Genomic DNA, 17,024 nt, shown 5'->3' on the forward strand with positions numbered 1-17,024 from the left:
TAGCTAAAGCATTTTGGAGCCGCGCTTGCACCCAGGTATCTCTATAATGAAGGAGATGTAACAGACGCTAGATAAAAGTTCCACACGTTTGACGGGATAAAAGCATTTTAACCACCTGCTGCCGTAGAAAAACAGGGGCTTTTGAGAGGGTTATCAAGGGAGAGGCAGAACACCTATGGCAATGATCGAGACCAAGACTGAACCCATGGTTCTCAACATGGGTCCGCACCATCCATCGATGCATGGTGTCATGCGGTTGATTGTCACCCTAGATGGGGAGAACGTGATCGACTGCGAACCCGTGATCGGCTACTTGCATCGCGGTATGGAAAAAATTGCCGAAAATCGCACCAACATTATGTTTGTGCCTTATGTGAGTCGGTGGGACTACGCAGCAGGTATGTTCAACGAAGCGATTACGGTTAACGCTCCAGAAAAACTAGCCGGAATTCCAGTCCCCAAACGCGCCAGCTACATTCGCGTCATCATGCTGGAACTTAACCGGATCGCTAACCATCTACTTTGGCTTGGCCCGTTCTTGGCAGACGTCGGGGCACAAACTCCCTTCTTCTATATCTTCCGCGAACGGGAAATGATCTACGACTTATGGGAAGCGGCGGCGGGTTATCGCATCGTCAATCACAATTATTTCCGAATTGGCGGCGTTGCGGCAGATCTTCCCTACGGCTGGGTTGATAAGTGCACCGACTTTTGCGACTACTTTATGCCCAAAGTAGATGAGTATGAACGACTCATTACCAACAATCCAATCTTCCGTCGCCGCGTTGAAGGCGTTGGTGCGATCAGCCGAGATGATGCGATTAACTGGGGATTGTCTGGTCCAATGCTGAGGGCATCAGGCGTAAAGTGGGACTTGCGGAAAGTTGACCACTACGAATGTTACGACGATTTCGATTGGGATGTGCAGTGGGAGACCGCAGGCGACTGTTTTGCCCGCTATATCGTGCGAATTCGAGAAATGCGAGAGTCGGTGAAAATTCTTCGTCAAGCGCTAAAAGCATTGCCAGGAGGTCCGTTTGAGAACCTGGAAGCAAAGCGTATGATGGAAGGCCCTAAGTCTGAGTGGAATGGCGCTGACTATCAATTTATTGGTAAAAAAGTTTCGCCAACGTTCAAAATTCCTAAAGGCGAACATTACGTTCGGATGGAAAGCGGAAAAGGCGAGTTAGGCGTGTTTATCATGGGAGACGACCATGTTTTTCCCTGGCGCTTTAAAGTGCGTCCAGCAGACTTTAACAATGTGCAAATCCTGCCTTATCTTGTGAAAGGAATGAAAGTTGCTGATATTGTCACGATTTTAGGCAGCGTTGATATCATTATGGGATCAGTTGATCGATGAAATTGCGTTAAATCCTCTTTAACTCTGTAAGAGGTGCTAATGTGTTTTGCAAAGGCTGCAATGCGGTTGAGTTTGCAATAACGTAATTGTGCAGTTCTTGGCTCTGCGTGCAGTCATGGGTTGACCTGCACTTCATGCTGAGCCTTGGATGAATATAAAGGACAGGTAACCACCTGTCCTGTCGTGTTGCGATTTATGACGCAACCAGTACACGATGCCAATTTTGGCATTTTAGGCAGGTTTTTGCGCTAGGATGAAATCTAGTCATCATTCGATAACCTCGGTTAACGGTATCCTTTGCATTGCTTAGATTTACGTTTCTCTTTTCTCCCTTGAGATAGAAAAATTGCAGTGAAAGACTATGATGTAGTGCTGCTGCTAGCAACAACATTTGTGTCTACAGTTTTCCAGCTGTTGATTTTGCGGCTAGGCTAGGCAAATCTGTTGTTCTCATTACATTATTGATTCTCAATGAGTTGTCTTTATTTCTAGATATTGAGTAAATCTAAAGCTGCTTCATTTTTAATATTGCCGCTGTGTTTGTCAACGCAAACCTTATTTGACAGCAATTGCGATCGCGATTTCAATTGCTGGCAAAGATTGGTGATCCCGGCCTTCAGTCTATCTGTAGAGTCTGTAGAAATAGTTGACACCTACTGAATTAAGCGCTATATATAGTTGTGGGTTTGGCATTGAGCCTACATATAGCGTTTAACGCAAAGATTTCCCTTTCACTCGGCTAAAGCTTCACCTACCGCTACTGTACCTATTCTTCATTCCTCCACCGAAACCATGACATACCAAGATCAGTTGACTCCCTGGATTATCTATCAACTTCTGCCCAATGCTGAGCGCCAAGTTGTGACTCGTTTTCGTCGTCGCAATGATGCAGATGGCTACCTCAAGGTATTGAGACAGACTCGTCCCAATGCAGAATTCGTAGTTGCGTTTATGGCGAAGACTGCTCCTGCTCAACCTTCAAACGAAGACTCCCCAGAAAAAGAATTGATCAAAGCGTAGGTTGTGCGCTGTGTTTGCTTGTTCAACGCTAGTGTGGATGGCCTTTGGCCTTAGTGCACGGTACCTTAAACACTAAATCTGGGGTTGCTCTGGAATAAAGCTTCTAGGTCTTTACCTTTTCCAGATTGCTTGTAGCTGATCGGGGCAGTAATTGATATTGCTAATTGCTTTCATCGATTGCTACTATGCTTTTCACTCTTCATTCAGCAATCTTTATATAGTACAAAAATTCTACTATAGAGTTTTTGAAAGTGCAATAGAGTAAAGGTTTAGTGTGTAGGTTATGGAGCAAGAGCAGGAAACTGGCGCAAATTGTCAACCTAGTAGAAGCTGCGCAGACTTAATCTCATTTCTAACTCAGCAAATTTCGGAAACAAGCGAACAGCAAATTACGTTTGCTGAGTTCATGGGCTGGGCCCTGTACCAACCGCAATATGGCTATTACACCAAGTGGCAGCAAAAAATTGGGGCGAAAGGTGATTTTTTCACATCGCCCCATTTAGCTGCTGATTTTGGTGAATTAGTAGCTAAACAGCTTGCTCAAATGTGGCAAGTATTGGAAAAACCGACGCCTTTTACCTTAGTGGAGATGGGTGCGGGACAAGGGCTACTCGCGAGTGATATTCTCCATTATTTAAAGCATCACGATGTAGAGTGCTATGACTCTCTGCAATACTTGATTGTTGAAAAGGCAGAAGCTCATATTGCGGAACAGCGATCGCGCTTGCAGCCTTGGATCAGATCAGGATTATCAGTCGAATGGTGTGCCCTCGACGATATTCCACCCCAGTCGATCACAGGCTGTTTTTTTTCCAACGAACTGATTGATGCATTTCCGGTTCACTTAGTGACGGTGCAAGATCAACAGTTAAAAGAAATTTTTGTCACAACCGAAACCAATCGGTTTGTAGAAGTCGTTGCAGATTGCTCAACTCCTGCATTAATCGATTATTTCGACTTTGTCGGAGTGGATGTTTCTCGGTATCCCACGGGCTATCGTACAGAAGTCAATTTAGCCGCGATCGAATGGATGCAAATGGTCGCCGCTCGATTGAAGCGTGGCTATGTGTTGACGATTGATTATGGGTATCCGGCAGAGCGATACTACAATGCAGCCCGACCGCAAGGTACGCTGCAATGCTACTACCAACATAGTTATCACAGCGATCCCTACGTCCACATTGGCGAACAAGACATTACTGCTCATGTGAACTTCACAGCCTTGCAGCTTCAGGGCGAACGCTCTGGACTAGATACGCTGGGATTCACACAGCAAGGATTATTTCTAATGGCGCTGGGACTCGGCGATCGCTTAACCGAACTCACTCAAACCGAAACCACCAGTCCCCAAGACCTTCGTGAGCGATTAAGCCGCAGAGATGCGCTCCATCAACTCATCAGTCCGATGGGGTTAGGTGGATTTGGCATTTTAATTCAGGGCAAGAACTTGTCAGAACACCAGAAGTGCCTGACAGGGTTGAGCATGATGCTGTAGGAATGTTGAGCGCATCCCTACAAGACATCAGTTAATTTTCTACCGTCGCGGTTCGGCGGCGATTGTCAAAAACTTCGAGTTTAACCGGAGCCACTCCAGACTGAATCAGGCCGAGAATGCGAGCCGCACCAGCTGAGAGATCAAGGACGCGATCGCCTGAGAACGGACCGCGATCGTTGATCCGCACGACAACCGATCGACCATTATCCAGATTTGTCACCTGAACTTTCGTCCCGAACGGCAGCGTCCTGTGAGCCGCTGTCATTGCATTCTGGTTAAACACTTCTCCACTGGCGCTGCGATTGCCATCAAACCCAGGACCATACCAAGACGCCATGCCATTGATCGTCAGTTTGATTGGTCCGAAGGAAATCTGCTGCTCATTGCGACGCTCTGGTTTGCCCTTCACCGCTTTCAGCGGGGGTGCATTTCCGAGCAATCGACGGAGGCGGTTCGTCACTTGAAGCGCATCCTGTTCAGGGCTCTTTGTTGTATCGGGCAAAATTGTTTCCGAATCAACCGCAATCAGCGCAATTTTGTTGGCTTCGATCATGTAGCGACCGCTTGCGGACGCATCGCGGGGCTGACTCTGGTTTGGCTTCCACTTGACGGTGATTGAATCCGCCTTGGCCCCTTGACGGTGAAGTTGATTGAGTTTGGCGGCAATTGCGGTAGCTCTAGCAATTGGATCACCTGAATTTTCAAAATTTTGACGCGGCTCAGAAGGGGTTCCTACCGGGGTATTTCCAGAACCAGACTTGAGCTTTGCGGGTTTAACATCGTCGGTTTGCACCTCTCCCATTTTGATGTCACTAGAGGTTGTTCGCTGTGGACCGACGAACGTAACGACGGGAATATCTTTGACGTAAACGGTGGCGGCTTTGCGCCCTGAGAGATCGTGAGATTGAATCTTAGCGATGGAATCCTCGGCTTGAGAAGCGGGAGTTTGCTGTTCACCAACTTTCACCACATCGTTGCTCTGAGATGAAGCAATTTGGGGTTGAGTCAGGGTTTGACCCATCTTCGCCGAGTTGCCTATTCGAGGCTCGAGGGGAAGCGGGTGAGGGGCTGAAGATTCAGCTTGAGAGTCTTGGCTTCCTGCCGGGGTGGCTTCCGCACTATTACTAGAGGTTGCACTCAGTGCTGCGCTCAGCAGCAAAGTGGCAGTCAGGCCGCTTATCAGTTTTTTATTCATATCCCTTTTGAGAGTCACTTCAAACTAGAGTCCGAGGGTTTTAGCGAATTGCACCGCGATGAACGCTTAAATGGCTGATCGATAAACTCGTACTCACTCCGTGTTCACTCCTGGTTACAGAACTGCAACAGACTAACATGAAGTTTTTACCAAGGGGATCAGGGTGCTATCAGTAAGTAATGAAACTTCACAGTTCCTTCACATATGAAAATGCCTCTGGAAGTTCCTTTCAGAGGGCGATTAGGCTGTTATCTGTCTATAGATAGATTTCTTTGCTTCATGATAACTTCATATTAACTTCACATACATTGTGAGTTATGCTGAAATCTTGCCGTCTTGTCATCTAGCATGGATTATCGTGAAGCTGGAGTTGATGTTGAAGCAGGTCGAGCCTTTGTCGATCGCATCAGCACAATGGTGAAACGCACCCACCGCCCGGAAGTGTTGGGAGGAATTGGTGGCTTTAGTGGATTATTTCAACTACCGAGTGGATACCAGGAACCTATTTTGGTGTCTGGTACAGACGGGGTTGGAACGAAGCTGAAGTTGGCGCATACATTAAAGTGTCACAACACGGTGGGGATCGACCTAGTCGCCATGTGTGTAAATGATGTTTTGACGTGTGGAGCAGAGCCGCTTTTCTTCTTAGACTATGTAGCGACTGGACACTTAGAACCCGAGCAGTTAGCGCAAGTTGTTGATGGCATTGCTCAAGGATGTGAGTTAGCAGGTTGTGCGTTGCTGGGCGGCGAAACCGCAGAAATGCCAGGATTTTATCAGGCGGATGAGTATGACCTTGCGGGTTTCTCGGTTGGCATTGTAGAAAAAAGTAAAATTTTAGACGCCTCGCAGGTGCAAACTGGCGATATTGCGATCGCGCTTCCTAGTACGGGCGTTCATAGCAATGGCTTTAGTTTGGTGCGGAAAATTGTCAGCGATCATAGTTATGCGTGGAGCGATCGCCCTGACCTGCTTGAGGGCAAAACGTTAGGCGAAGTGCTGCTCACCCCGACTCAGATTTACGTTAAACCCATTCTAGCCGCGCTTAAAAGCGGGATTCCGATTCACGGAATGGCTCACATCACCGGGGGCGGACTGCCAGAAAACTTACCGCGCTGTCTGCAACCCAATCAGACGGTTGAAATTGATCCGTCTGGCTGGGAGATTTTGCCAATTTTCCATTGGTTAGCGGCAGAAGGAAATGTCTCACCGAGGGACATGTTTCACACTTTCAATATGGGAGTAGGATTTGTTGTGATTGTCTCGCCTGATCAAGCGGAAAAAACAATTCAATTTTTGCGCGAGCAAGGCATCAACGCTTCTACTCTAGGAACCGTAATTCCGGGTGAGGGTCAATTAGTCGGTTTACCAACTTAAACTCTTAGGCTAAAGCTGTGCCAAAAGCGAGAAAACAATTTGGGCAACACTGGCTCAAGAGCGAAAAAGCCTTGAGTAAAATTGTCAGTGCGGCAGAATTAAGTGAGCGCGATTGGCAAAGCCAATCTCCAAAGGATCGCGTCCTCGAAATAGGCCCAGGAACAGGCATTTTGACTCGTCAATTACTTCAGCAAGCTCAAGCTGTAGTTGCGGTTGAACTTGATCGTGATCTATGCCCGATTCTGATGCAAAAGTTTGGTAAGATTGAAAACTTTTTGCTGTTGCAAGGTGATTTTTTAACGATTGATCTTGATGTATTGTTAGAACCCTTTCCAAAATTTCAGCATCTTAATAAAGTCGTCGCTAATATTCCCTACAACATTACCGGACCTATTTTAGGGAAGTTGTTAGGCACGATCTCAAACCCGAATCCTAAACCATTTGATTCCATTGTACTCCTCGTTCAGAAAGAGGTTGCTTTACGGATTTGTGCTCCGGCTCACTCAACCCATTTCGCAGCATTGTCAGTGCGAGTGCAATATTTAGCCCAGGCTGAATTCATTTGCGATGTACCCGCTAAAGCTTTTCAGCCTCCACCCAAAGTAGATTCGGCAGTCATTCGGCTGCGTCCTCGTCAGATTGCAACTCCGCCTACCAATCCGCGTCGGATGGAGACGTTGATCAAATCCGGGTTTTCGAGCCGCCGAAAGATGTTGAGGAATAATCTCAAAAGTCAAATTGAACCCGATCAACTCGGTCAAATTTTGGAAGAGTTGGGTATTAATTCGCAAGTTCGGGCCGAAGATTTGAGTGTTGAAAACTGGGTAGCATTGAGCGATCGCTTGACTCTCGATTCTGATAATTCTCTCGATTCTGATAATTCTATAGAAACTTAGTGATGCAAGGTGTCAGAGATACAGGTATTGCCCTAACGCGGTTTGACGGCTAATTCATCGAACCTCAACTCATTACGGCTGCCTTTCGAGCGGTTAAAAATGACCGAAACCGTATTGCGCCCTGCATTAAGCCGCACCTTGGAGAGGTGAGTTTGACGCCACTTCCAGTCACCAGTACTAGAGAAACGATGATTTTCAGCAATACTTTTGCCATTGATATAGACCGTGCGAGAGGCATCTTTTTCTGAAGCATAGCGAAATGCCAAATCGTAAGCACCTGAACAAGTTAAGTCAACATTAAAGGTAATCCATTGACCATCGCGAGTCCAATCGGTCACATATCCTTTTCCTTTTTGTAGAATTGAGAGCTTGTTTAAGGAAGCTGATTCAGCCTGATACATCTGATTTTGCGACGTTATTGCGATCGCGGCGTTCAGCGCATCCAAAGCAGAACTTTGCCGTGCGGCATTGGCCCGATCAGACGGTTTTGACCAACTGAGACCAAAGTGAGGGCGGCGAGCATTTTTTAAAATTGACATCGCGTTTTTGACAATAAACTTGCGGTACGAATCTCTTGGTGAAACTTGGTGGAGAGCTGACAAGTTTCGCATAAAGATGCCTTTAAACTGCTCGCCATCTTCTCCGCAGTCCGGTTCACAGACCTCACGCAGAATTCCGTTTGGAGCTAACGATCGCATTGAGGCATCTGCGATTGCGTGTGCCTGCCTTAGCAAACTCGGATCATGGGTGCTTTTGTGCAGGTCAACCAATCCGCCAATTAATACGCCTTGGTTGTAAGTCCATGTCGGTTCTCCATTGTTGCGACAACGACTATTCAAGCCGTCGTTGACCAACTGTTTCGAGTTGATCATGCCGGATTTTTTGATCCACGCCCACGATCGCTTTGACCAGTTCAAATAGCTTCCTGTACCCTTATCGTTTGGTGTTCTTAGGTGTAATTTCGCTGCAACTGACAGAAACAATGAGGTTGTAATCGCATTTTTGTAGTTTCGCTGCTTTTTAAGCCACCAGAGACCGCCCCCGCACTGCGCATCCCAGCCCTTCTGCATATCCTTGAAGATTGTTTTTGCCATGTCAAGGTAGCGAGTTTCCCCGGTCAGATCGTAGGCTTTGATCCAAGCAAGCGCCCACCAGCCGTCGTCATCTCGATACCAGGGGTCTAAAAATTTTTTGTGTTTTTGCTTCTCGAAAGTATTGGAGAGTGTCTTGCGGTAGGTCGAGTCACCCGTTAACCGAGAGTACTCAGCCGTTGTTTGTAGGGCGTTTGCCGAGTTCCACCAATTCGTTGTCTTCCAGAGTCCTGTAGAGGAGTTGTAGAAGAGTTGCAGTGCAACCATACCTGCTGCAATACCGGAATGACAACTGCCCAAGACCATACCTTCGCTCCTAACACGGATTTGCAAAGTACCGATCATAGAGGCAAGTGTGACCAAGCTCAACGGTAAATTCTCAGGAAAGTGGTAGCGACGCAGTATTTCAATTATTCTTCAGCCGTCACTCGCAGGTCTCGATAGGTGCGTGCAAGGTCATTCAATTGATAGTGAGCGTTTAATCCGCTCGGATTTGGTAATACCCAAACTCGGGTGCCGTTTAGAGATTCTAGCTGTTCTCCGATCGCGGCTTTAGGACGGTTAAACGCAATCCGGTAAGCACTCACCCCTAGCACTGCGAGAAATCGAGGCTGATAGTGCTGCACTTTTGCGCTTAATTGTTGATGCCCTGCCAATAGTTCTTCCACGTCTAGCTGATCGGCACGTGCAGTTGCGCGTGGTGCAAGGTTTGTGAGTCCGTAGCCAGATTTTAGCAGGTCGCAATCTTCGGCTGGTGTGAGGAGCCGATCGGTAAAGCCTGCGGCGTGGAGTGCGGGCCAAAAGCGGTTGCCCGGACGGGCGAAATGATGCCCAACTGCTGCACTGTAAAGACTAGGATTGATGCCACAAAATAAAACCTTTAAGTTGGGTGCAAGAACATCTGGTATGAATCTACCGAATGCTGCCTGAATTTCGGCTTTAGTGGGTTTAGGATAGGCTTGCATGGCAACAATGTAAGTTTTATATTGATTGAGCAGCAAATTAAAAATAGCAATCTCCGCTTTATTATAATTCTGCAATTTTTATTCTAAATTGCGTTACTAAGTTCTTTTGCATAACGTTGTGCTTCATCCAATTTCAGCATTCATCGATGAGAACGACTTTTTTGATAATCGCTCATCTGCACTGTACTGGTATGGCGATCGCTGCGATTCCGGCGGGGTTGCGTGTGCTAATGGCGGTAGCATTGCGAAACTTCCTCGAACCCGATTTTCAGAAATGATCGCGCGCGGATTAATGCAGCACCTTGCGACGGATGAACGCTATAGTCGGGAAGGCAAAATGTATGGTGTACTGTTAGTTCAAGATCTATTAGGCAAACAGTGGGTGCTAAAGGCTTTCTCTGGGCTGCTGAATGGAGAAAGCGAAGTTGAGGGTTGGGTAACCCCGATTTCAGGGCGTGATCCTCTGCAACTTGAAGCCAATCGCGTGATGTTAGAGGAAGCTCACACGCTATCTTTGTTAGAGGAAATGAAGCAGCAGCTACTTGCTCTACAACAGATTCCTGAACGGCAGCAGTATGAAGTGCTAAGCCAAGAGCTTGAGACCCAGTTACAAGCGATCGCGCAGCATCACTGCCAACGCAAAGCGAATCGTCAGGTTCAGCGCCAGAGGCTTTCTCAAACATTAATAGACGAAGCGCTGGCTGCATCGCTAGAGATATTAGACCAGCAGAGCCGTCAGGATGGCATCGAGCGGCGACGCTTAAAACAACAGCGCGACGATATTCTAAAACCGCTTAAACAAAAAATTGAGCAGGCGAATCATCAAATCTGCCATCTGAAGCGGCAACGCAAAACGCTTTCTCAAACGCTGCAAGCACAGATGCATCACGCCTATCAACTGACTAATTTTTTAGGAGAGACGCGATCGCTTCGTCAACTCATGCCCAACGGGGCACCTCCAACAGGTACAGGCGAATGTTGCGCCCCAAAACTGCTCCACTATGCTGCAACTCACAAGCTTAAACCTTTAGCAATGGCGGAATTCTGGTGGGGTTTTCCCTCTGCTAATGGCGATAAAGTTCAGGGAGAATTTTACCCAGCTTGCCGCGATCGCTGTCAGCCCTTGATGGGATTTCTGCTGTCAGGACTGTCACCCCAGTTATCAGCTTGTTTAACTCCAATCCAAAATTCAGGATCTCTCCCAATTGTTTATGAAGATGACTGGCTGCTTGTCGTCGATAAACCATCGGGACTGCTTTCCGTGCCAGGTCGCTATCTCCACACTCAAGACAGCGTGTTGAGTCGCTTTCAGCGTGGATCGGAAGATGCCATTTATGCTGTGCATCGGTTAGATCAAGACACGTCTGGGCTGCTGCTACTAGCGCGAGATGCAGCCACCTATCGACAGCTTAGCCAACAGTTTCAGCAGCGACACGTCCACAAGGTTTATGAAGCGGTTTTGGCGCAACCTATTGAGCAACTGCATGGCATGATTGAGTTGCCGCTCTGGAGCGACCCCTGCGATCGCCCCAAACAAAAGGTGGATTGGCAACGCGGTAAGCCTAGCGTGACGCGCTTTCAAGTCATCGATCGTGCGCAAAACGGCTCTCGTCTAGAGTTTGTCCCGTTGACTGGGCGGACTCACCAGCTTCGAGTTCACGCGGCAGATGAGAGAGGGCTGGGAGTACCAATTTTGGGCGATCGGCTGTATGGAAAGGATACAGCAACGACTCGATTACATCTGCATGCGCGATCGCTGTCTTTTGATCATCCTCACAATGGGCAACGGATTTACCTGCAAGCCGAAACGCCCTTTTAGAGGAATCAATTTTTATTAAGTCACACAGATTTATAAGCAATTATGGTAGTAGCGCAGCAATGAAAATGTAGAGCGGAGATTCTACTGGCGAGATTGCTATTTACATAAGATCTATGAACTAGGAGTACATAAGATTTATAACTCGGGTGTATTGCTTCAAAATGAAAAATATAGTTTTCTGAAATTGAATTAGTTCTAGTTGAGGATTATTAACGTTGAGAATTCTTATGATGAAACGATTGCTAAAACACTCGCTTAAGCTGTTGCTTGGGCTAGTAATGGTAGTGATGTTTGCAGCATGTCAACCTACTCCAACTGCAAATTCACAAAGCCCGGCTCCCGCTTCTCCGGATGTCTCTGTTGCCTATCCTGCTCGGGCGCTGAGTGCTTCCCCTGCTCAACTTCCGCCTTTACCTTATGGGTACGATGCACTGAGTAAAGCGATCGATGCAGAAACGATGCGCTTGCATCATGACCAACATCACGCGGCGTATGTCAAAAATTTGAATGAGGCGTTGAAAGACCAGCCGCAAGTGCAAAATCGCAGTGTTGAAGCGTTATTGAGAGATCTTAATAGCGTTCCCGAATCGATTCGGATGAAAGTCCGCAATAATGCGGGTGGACATCTGAATCACACAATTTTTTGGCAAATTATGAGTCCCGATGGAGGCGGACAGCCAACGGGTGCGATCGCACAAGAGATCAATCAAACCTTTGGCAGCTTCGAGAATTTCCAGAAGCAGTTTAACGTGGCGGGCGGCGATCGCTTTGGCAGTGGTTGGGTTTGGCTAGTTCGTAATGGGCAAGGTCAGCTTCAAATTACAACAACGCCCAATCAAGATAATCCGATTAGCGAGGGCAACTTCCCAATTATGGGAAATGATGTTTGGGAACACGCCTATTACCTCAAGTATCGAAATCGGCGGGCTGAGTATCTCAGCAACTGGTGGAATGTCGTGAATTGGGCCGAGGTCGATCGCCGTGCAAAAGTCCGGTTAGGAACGGCAAGTAGCTAGATGGCAGAGGCGCGATCGCAGGGATAGGAGTCTGCGATCGCATCATTCTTGGAGAGGGGTTTGATCTATCGCGATCGCGAGTTTCTCAAGCTGCGTCCATTTCAAAGTGGCAAGCAAGTCTTCACCCTTGAGGACTTGCGTAACAATACAAGCAACGTAAAGTTTCTGATAAGCTAACCTCGGTATGCCAATTTGCATGTAGAGATAAATCTAAATTAAACCCTCCGTAAGAACTGTGTTTTACGGAGGGTTAGTAGGGGTTTTTACAGTAGTTCTTGCAGGGGGACACGATTCGCTTTCGCTACACGTAGTGGGTCGTCTATCGCGAACTACACAGAAAGACGGCTGTGAGTAAAGCTTTTGGCTCGGCCTCAACTCACGTTAATTATCGACCTTGCGCTATCTTCAGTTCTCGCTGAATTTGGCTCACCTGTGCGGGTGGAAGCTGATTTGCATTTTTCAATGCCTCCTGAAACAGGGCAGCACTTCCGGCTTTATTGCCTTGACGGTAAAGAATTTGTCCTTTGAGGTATTTTAAGTCAGGATTTGCAGGAGCCGCTGCGATCGCTCGGTCAACGGCTTGTAAGGCTTTGTCATACTGCTTCAAATCTCGATAGCCGATCGCGAGTCCGCGTTGAGAAAGGTAAGTTGGTTGAGCCTTGGTTTCCAAGCGATTAATCGCATCGGTTGGGCTTGATAACGGCAGATTGATTGTTACCGACAGCAGTAGATCAATGTAGCCTTTGATCAGATTGAGTTCTGGATCGTTGGGATTGATTTTTTCGGCGGCATCCAAATTCTGAAAGGCTTGCTGAAGTTTGCCTAATGCTCCTGGTGTACCACGTACCACACCGTTTTTGCCAACGGTGTAAGCTCCTTCTAAGAAGTTGCCAACTGCTTTATAAAGATTGCTACGCAGGGGATCGTTCGATTGTTCTGCGACTTGCTTGGTCTGAGTGGCGTAAGTGCTGAATTGATCTAGAAGAGATTGTTTGGCTTGCCCATTCGATTCGCCTGACCAGTAGGTGTACGCGATCGCGGCCTTTAAAGCGGCTGCCAACGGCTCATTGGCTGGTGTCTTCGCCAAGGCATTTTTGGCGCTGACATAATCTCCCTTCTCAAATACGGAGCGGAACGCCGCTTCTGTTTGATCGTCAATCGGTTTAGCTGCGCTTCCGGTTCTAAACGGATCTTTTGCCCAAGACGGACTCGCTAGCAAGCTCACTAGCATTGCCGCCGCGCCTAAACTTCGTCCAAAATGCCGAGATGTCCAACGGAATTGAGCAGCAGACAACCTAACCATAGAGCAGTTCTCACAAGATATCCAGCAAGTTGACGCAATAAAGCGATCGCAGGTTTCCAAATTGACTTGCAAGTTTGACTCGCTGTGCCTACACAGGGTAACCCGAATTCGGCACAAGCCAGAATTTCTCTCCCAAATTCACCCCAGCCAGTCGGGTTGTGGGTAAACTAGGCTCAGACACGCTTGATCCCCACTTTAAAATTTTTACGCTAAATGCTCTATCTTCGCGATCTGTCGTATCATCCAACCGCCGCCCCGACTGCCATTCTAAAATCTCTCAATTTAGAAATTGCGCCCCAGCAGTTAGGACTTATTGTTGGACCGAGCGGCTCCGGAAAGAGTACTTTGCTGGAAATCTTAGCTGGATTAGCAGAGCCAACCAGTGGAACCATGCTCTGGCGAGAACAAGAATTAACGTTTTTACACATGCAGCAAATGAGCGGGCTGGTCTTTCAGTTCCCAGAACGTCATTTTTGCGGTGGCTCTATTTTAGAAGAATTGCGGCTCGGACATCCTGAATTAAGCTCCGCTCGTGTGCATGATGCCTTAGCCGAAGTTGGACTCGATCATCTCCCGCTCCGCACGCCGCCCCACTCGCTGAGCGGCGGACAGCAGCGCCGCCTCGCCCTCGCCGTACAACTGATTCGTCAACCCAGCATTCTCCTCCTCGATGAGCCAACCGCCGGACTCGATTGGTCAATGCGGCGTCAGTTGGTGAACTTACTCGCAAAACTCAAAACTCACTGGACGCTTCTGGTGGTGTCGCACGATGCGAGTGAACTGGTGTCGATTGCCGATCGCTGCTGGACCATTCGACAGGGCGAACTGGCAGAAGTGAACCCTAAAACGCTTGCTGCCGAGAGCGATCGCAATCGCCCAATTGCTTTGCAAGCTCCGTAGGATCGCAACCGTGTAGGCTGTAAAGTGTAGCAACCGTTTAGAGCATGACCGACGAAGAGACGCCGAAGCTGCCAGAAATGCTAGAGCTTTGGCAAAGAACGCTGAATTGGCAACCGAATCCAAAACAGCAGCGACTATTTCAAGCATTCTATGAAGCGGTTTTAGCCGGAAATCGCCAGTTTAATCTCACCCGCATTACTGACCCAATGGAGTTTTGGGAAAAGCATCTGTGGGATTCGCTAAGCGGTATTCAATCACTAAATCCGACGGCTTCTCGGGCGATCGACATCGGAACCGGAGCCGGATTTCCGGGTGTCCCGATCGCGATCGCGCATCCCAATTGGACAGTGACTCTGCTCGATTCGACTCAGAAGAAGGTCAACTTTTTAAAGACGGCGGTCAGTCAGATCGGAGTTGGCAATACTCGTCCGTTGTGCGAGCGCGTCGAAGCGATTGGGCAACATCCTCTCCACCGCGAAACCTATGACGTCGCGCTCATTCGTGCCGTTGCCGCCGCTTCGGTCTGCGCTGAATACACCTTGCCGCTCCTTAAATTAGGAGGAGTCGCCCTGCTCTATCGGGGACAATGGACAGCCGAAGAAGAACGTGGCTTAACCTCTGCCCTCGAAACGCTTGGTGGAGCGCTAGAACGCTCTGATGCGTTTGAAACTCCCCTCACCGGGAGCGTCCGTCACGTCCTGTATCTCAAGAAAATCGCGCTCACCCCAAAGGCGTTTCCAAGAGCGATCGGCATTCCGACTCAGACTCCTATTTAATCGAGCATCCACTGGTAGAGGAGGTAACCGATAAACAAGGCTTCAAAGCCGATAAAAATGCAAATCCACGTTCCCATCAACCGCGCATAGTAGAGCGCTAGGACGGGAGAGATTCTTCTGCCAACTCTCTGCGATGGACTCATCATCTGGGCAACTTCGGCTGAAGTCCACTGCCAAGTGATAAAGGTGATGTTTGTCGCAAAGAGAGCCGCCAGTAGAGAAGCCTTGATCACCCACGTTTCTTCACTAACGCCCTGTACCCACGGAATGAGGGAACCTGCATTCGTACCAGGCTGAAAAGACGGATCTCTCAACGGCGAAACCCAATAGACAACCATTCCACTGGTAATAGCTAAGAGTACGAGAAAGCTGAGACTTAATTTAGGAAAGCGGCGATTGAACAGCATGGCACTCAAATCTCCTAGATTGGCGTGATCGTGTAGAGCTTGGCAAGCAAATCGCACCCTAACCTGAATAATTCATGAGCAATCAAAAGTAAGAATGGGAAAGGGAGCTTGAAACAGAATAGAATCAGGCTCTCCAGAATTTTAAGCGTCTTCATTATGTCATGGCAGTGTGTGATTCGGAACTGCCCTACGATCTTGCTGTTCAATGCCCGCTTGTAGTTCGCTTTTCAGATCTCAAACTGAGTTCGGATGCCGCTGCCAAATCAGGAGTTGCTGGCCAGCCAAGTGACCATCAGCTGTCTGGAAAACCAAGTCTGCAAGCAAGCGAAGCGGTGGGCAAGATGCGAGGCGCAGTCGTGGCAGCGTTCATCAATCGCGATCGCACTGCTCCAGAGGAGATTGTGTTGGATATCGATGGGTGGGATGACCCAACACACGGAACAGCAACAGTTGAGTTGCTTTCATGGCTACTTTGATAGCTTAGAGGCTGCTCTTTACTTGCACAGCGCCTAGGAGTCTCTTTCTCTTGTGGCAAAGTTTCGAGGCTAAGATCAAAAAGGATAGATCATGCTTCTATCATGACATTACTGTTGATTCTGTAGCACCTCATGGTTCAGTACACACTTGCTCAAAGCCCCGAGATTATTCTGACCGTTCCTGGTAAAGACTCGTCTAAAGCCCGTGAAAAGGCGATGGATCAATTAATGGAATTAATGGACGAGGGAAAACTACCGACCGATTTGGCGGATGGATTTGGTCCTAAGAACTTCATTGAGATTAAAGATCCAACCGGGATTAATGCAGGGCGCAATTCTGCCGGAACCGCATCTGACAATGAGGATTCTATCAATCAAGCCGTCCAAATTCTGAGCGCTCTAGCAACGCTCAAGCTCAAGGCTCAGGAGAGCCGCGCTGAAGCGCTGCAAGTTCGCCAACACATTGATGTGCTGTTTACGGATGATTTAGTGACTGAAGAAGAAATCAATCAACTTAAAGAAGGCTTCAAAGTTTTGAAAAACTATGCTCAAACTAATCTGCGCTATCGAGACGCTCGTGCCCAAGCAGAAGACGCTCGCGCTGTGTTAGATAAGGCTTTACAGTCCTCTGAGCCAGAGAGTAAGAAGAACGTGTAGAAGGGGAACTGTTCTTAGCGACTCGACTTCTTGAGTAGCTGAACGATGTGACCATCTAGATCTTGAACGAGAACGCCTTGTTTGAATTCTTGATCTGATCCTGAAATCGTTGCTGGGAAATCGGTTGAAATTGGTCTGCCTTGAGGAGTGAGAAATTCGTTTAGCTCGATCGCCTCATTGCTGCATCTTCACTAGCCGCGATCGCACATTCGGTAATTGGCGTTGCTGAATGAGAAGATGAATTAGCATGGAATCGGCACATCTCGAAATT

At 48.0% G+C, this 17,024-nt stretch carries 16 protein-coding genes; 11 read left to right on the plus strand and 5 right to left on the minus strand.

Features of this window, described 5'->3' with window-relative positions:
* Window positions 1-175 precede the first annotated feature (175 nt).
* The 3 genes from AC5I6P_RS14055 (at window position 176) to AC5I6P_RS14065 (ending at window position 3,875) form a co-directional block, all read left to right on the plus strand.
* Window positions 176-1,360 (plus strand): NAD(P)H-quinone oxidoreductase subunit H, encoded by a 1,185-nt coding sequence (locus AC5I6P_RS14055; RefSeq protein WP_495694394.1) that lies wholly within the window; start codon window positions 176-178, stop codon window positions 1,358-1,360.
* Window positions 1,361-2,152: 792 nt separating this feature from the next.
* Window positions 2,153-2,380: a hypothetical protein gene (locus AC5I6P_RS14060; protein ID WP_495694395.1), complete on the plus strand. Its 228-nt coding sequence runs from the start codon at window positions 2,153-2,155 to the stop codon at window positions 2,378-2,380.
* Between the two features lie 283 nt (window positions 2,381-2,663).
* Window positions 2,664-3,875 (plus strand): class I SAM-dependent methyltransferase, encoded by a 1,212-nt coding sequence (locus AC5I6P_RS14065; protein ID WP_495694396.1) that lies wholly within the window; start codon window positions 2,664-2,666, stop codon window positions 3,873-3,875.
* Window positions 3,876-3,906: 31 nt separating this feature from the next.
* Here the strand turns inward: AC5I6P_RS14065 and AC5I6P_RS14070 are convergent, their stop codons facing one another.
* On the minus strand, window positions 3,907-5,070 hold the full coding sequence (locus AC5I6P_RS14070) for a septal ring lytic transglycosylase RlpA family protein (RefSeq protein WP_495694397.1): 1,164 nt from the start codon (window positions 5,068-5,070) through the stop codon (window positions 3,907-3,909).
* Between the two features lie 348 nt (window positions 5,071-5,418).
* On the opposite strand from AC5I6P_RS14070, the gene purM reads away from it, so the two are divergent.
* Together purM and rsmA are read left to right on the plus strand one after the other, a co-directional pair.
* Window positions 5,419-6,447: a phosphoribosylformylglycinamidine cyclo-ligase gene (purM, locus tag AC5I6P_RS14075; RefSeq protein ID WP_495694398.1), complete on the plus strand. Its 1,029-nt coding sequence runs from the start codon at window positions 5,419-5,421 to the stop codon at window positions 6,445-6,447.
* A 17-nt stretch (window positions 6,448-6,464) separates the two neighbouring features.
* Complete coding sequence (gene rsmA, locus AC5I6P_RS14080; protein ID WP_495694399.1) at window positions 6,465-7,343, plus strand: 16S rRNA (adenine(1518)-N(6)/adenine(1519)-N(6))-dimethyltransferase RsmA; 879 nt, start codon at window positions 6,465-6,467, stop codon at window positions 7,341-7,343.
* A 32-nt stretch (window positions 7,344-7,375) separates the two neighbouring features.
* On the opposite strand, the gene AC5I6P_RS14085 is transcribed toward rsmA, so the two are convergent.
* Together AC5I6P_RS14085 and mug are read right to left on the minus strand one after the other, a co-directional pair.
* Window positions 7,376-8,740: a glycoside hydrolase family 76 protein gene (locus tag AC5I6P_RS14085; protein ID WP_495694400.1), complete on the minus strand. Its 1,365-nt coding sequence runs from the start codon at window positions 8,738-8,740 to the stop codon at window positions 7,376-7,378.
* A 104-nt stretch (window positions 8,741-8,844) separates the two neighbouring features.
* A complete protein-coding gene (gene mug, locus AC5I6P_RS14090) occupies window positions 8,845-9,474 on the minus strand; it encodes a G/U mismatch-specific DNA glycosylase (RefSeq protein WP_495694401.1) in 630 nt (209 codons plus the stop codon).
* 43 nt (window positions 9,475-9,517) lie between these two features.
* On the opposite strand from mug, the gene AC5I6P_RS14095 reads away from it, so the two are divergent.
* Window positions 9,518-11,218 carry an RluA family pseudouridine synthase gene (locus tag AC5I6P_RS14095; protein ID WP_495694402.1) on the plus strand — a complete coding sequence of 567 codons (1,701 nt, stop codon included), beginning with the start codon at window positions 9,518-9,520 and terminating at the stop codon, window positions 11,216-11,218.
* A 227-nt stretch (window positions 11,219-11,445) separates the two neighbouring features.
* The gene (locus AC5I6P_RS14100) at window positions 11,446-12,234 is read left to right on the plus strand and encodes a superoxide dismutase (RefSeq protein WP_495694403.1); all 789 of its coding nucleotides are present in this window, start codon (window positions 11,446-11,448) and stop codon (window positions 12,232-12,234) included.
* Window positions 12,235-12,619: 385 nt separating this feature from the next.
* Here AC5I6P_RS14100 and AC5I6P_RS14105 read toward each other — a convergent pair whose 3' ends face one another.
* On the minus strand, window positions 12,620-13,537 hold the full coding sequence (locus AC5I6P_RS14105) for a Sll0314/Alr1548 family TPR repeat-containing protein (RefSeq protein ID WP_495694404.1): 918 nt from the start codon (window positions 13,535-13,537) through the stop codon (window positions 12,620-12,622).
* A 213-nt stretch (window positions 13,538-13,750) separates the two neighbouring features.
* Here AC5I6P_RS14105 and AC5I6P_RS14110 point away from each other — a divergent pair, with 213 nt between their 5' ends.
* Together AC5I6P_RS14110 and rsmG are read left to right on the plus strand one after the other, a co-directional pair.
* Window positions 13,751-14,437 carry an ABC transporter ATP-binding protein gene (locus AC5I6P_RS14110; RefSeq protein ID WP_495694405.1) on the plus strand — a complete coding sequence of 229 codons (687 nt, stop codon included), beginning with the start codon at window positions 13,751-13,753 and terminating at the stop codon, window positions 14,435-14,437.
* 44 nt (window positions 14,438-14,481) lie between these two features.
* Window positions 14,482-15,213, plus strand: coding sequence for a 16S rRNA (guanine(527)-N(7))-methyltransferase RsmG (gene rsmG, locus AC5I6P_RS14115; RefSeq protein WP_495694406.1), 732 nt, complete (start codon window positions 14,482-14,484; stop codon window positions 15,211-15,213).
* Here rsmG and AC5I6P_RS14120 read toward each other — a convergent pair.
* The gene (locus AC5I6P_RS14120) at window positions 15,210-15,677 is read right to left on the minus strand and encodes a hypothetical protein (protein ID WP_495694407.1); all 468 of its coding nucleotides are present in this window, start codon (window positions 15,675-15,677) and stop codon (window positions 15,210-15,212) included. The genes rsmG and AC5I6P_RS14120 overlap by 4 nt on opposite strands.
* A gap of 104 nt (window positions 15,678-15,781) precedes the next feature.
* On the opposite strand from AC5I6P_RS14120, the gene AC5I6P_RS14125 reads away from it, so the two are divergent.
* Both AC5I6P_RS14125 and AC5I6P_RS14130 read left to right on the plus strand, forming a co-directional pair.
* Window positions 15,782-16,096 carry a hypothetical protein gene (locus AC5I6P_RS14125; protein ID WP_495694408.1) on the plus strand — a complete coding sequence of 105 codons (315 nt, stop codon included), beginning with the start codon at window positions 15,782-15,784 and terminating at the stop codon, window positions 16,094-16,096.
* 132 nt (window positions 16,097-16,228) lie between these two features.
* Window positions 16,229-16,753: a hypothetical protein gene (locus tag AC5I6P_RS14130; protein WP_495694409.1), complete on the plus strand. Its 525-nt coding sequence runs from the start codon at window positions 16,229-16,231 to the stop codon at window positions 16,751-16,753.
* Window positions 16,754-17,024 lie beyond the last annotated feature (271 nt).

The sequence above is a fragment of the Myxacorys sp. genome (assembly GCF_059501405.1).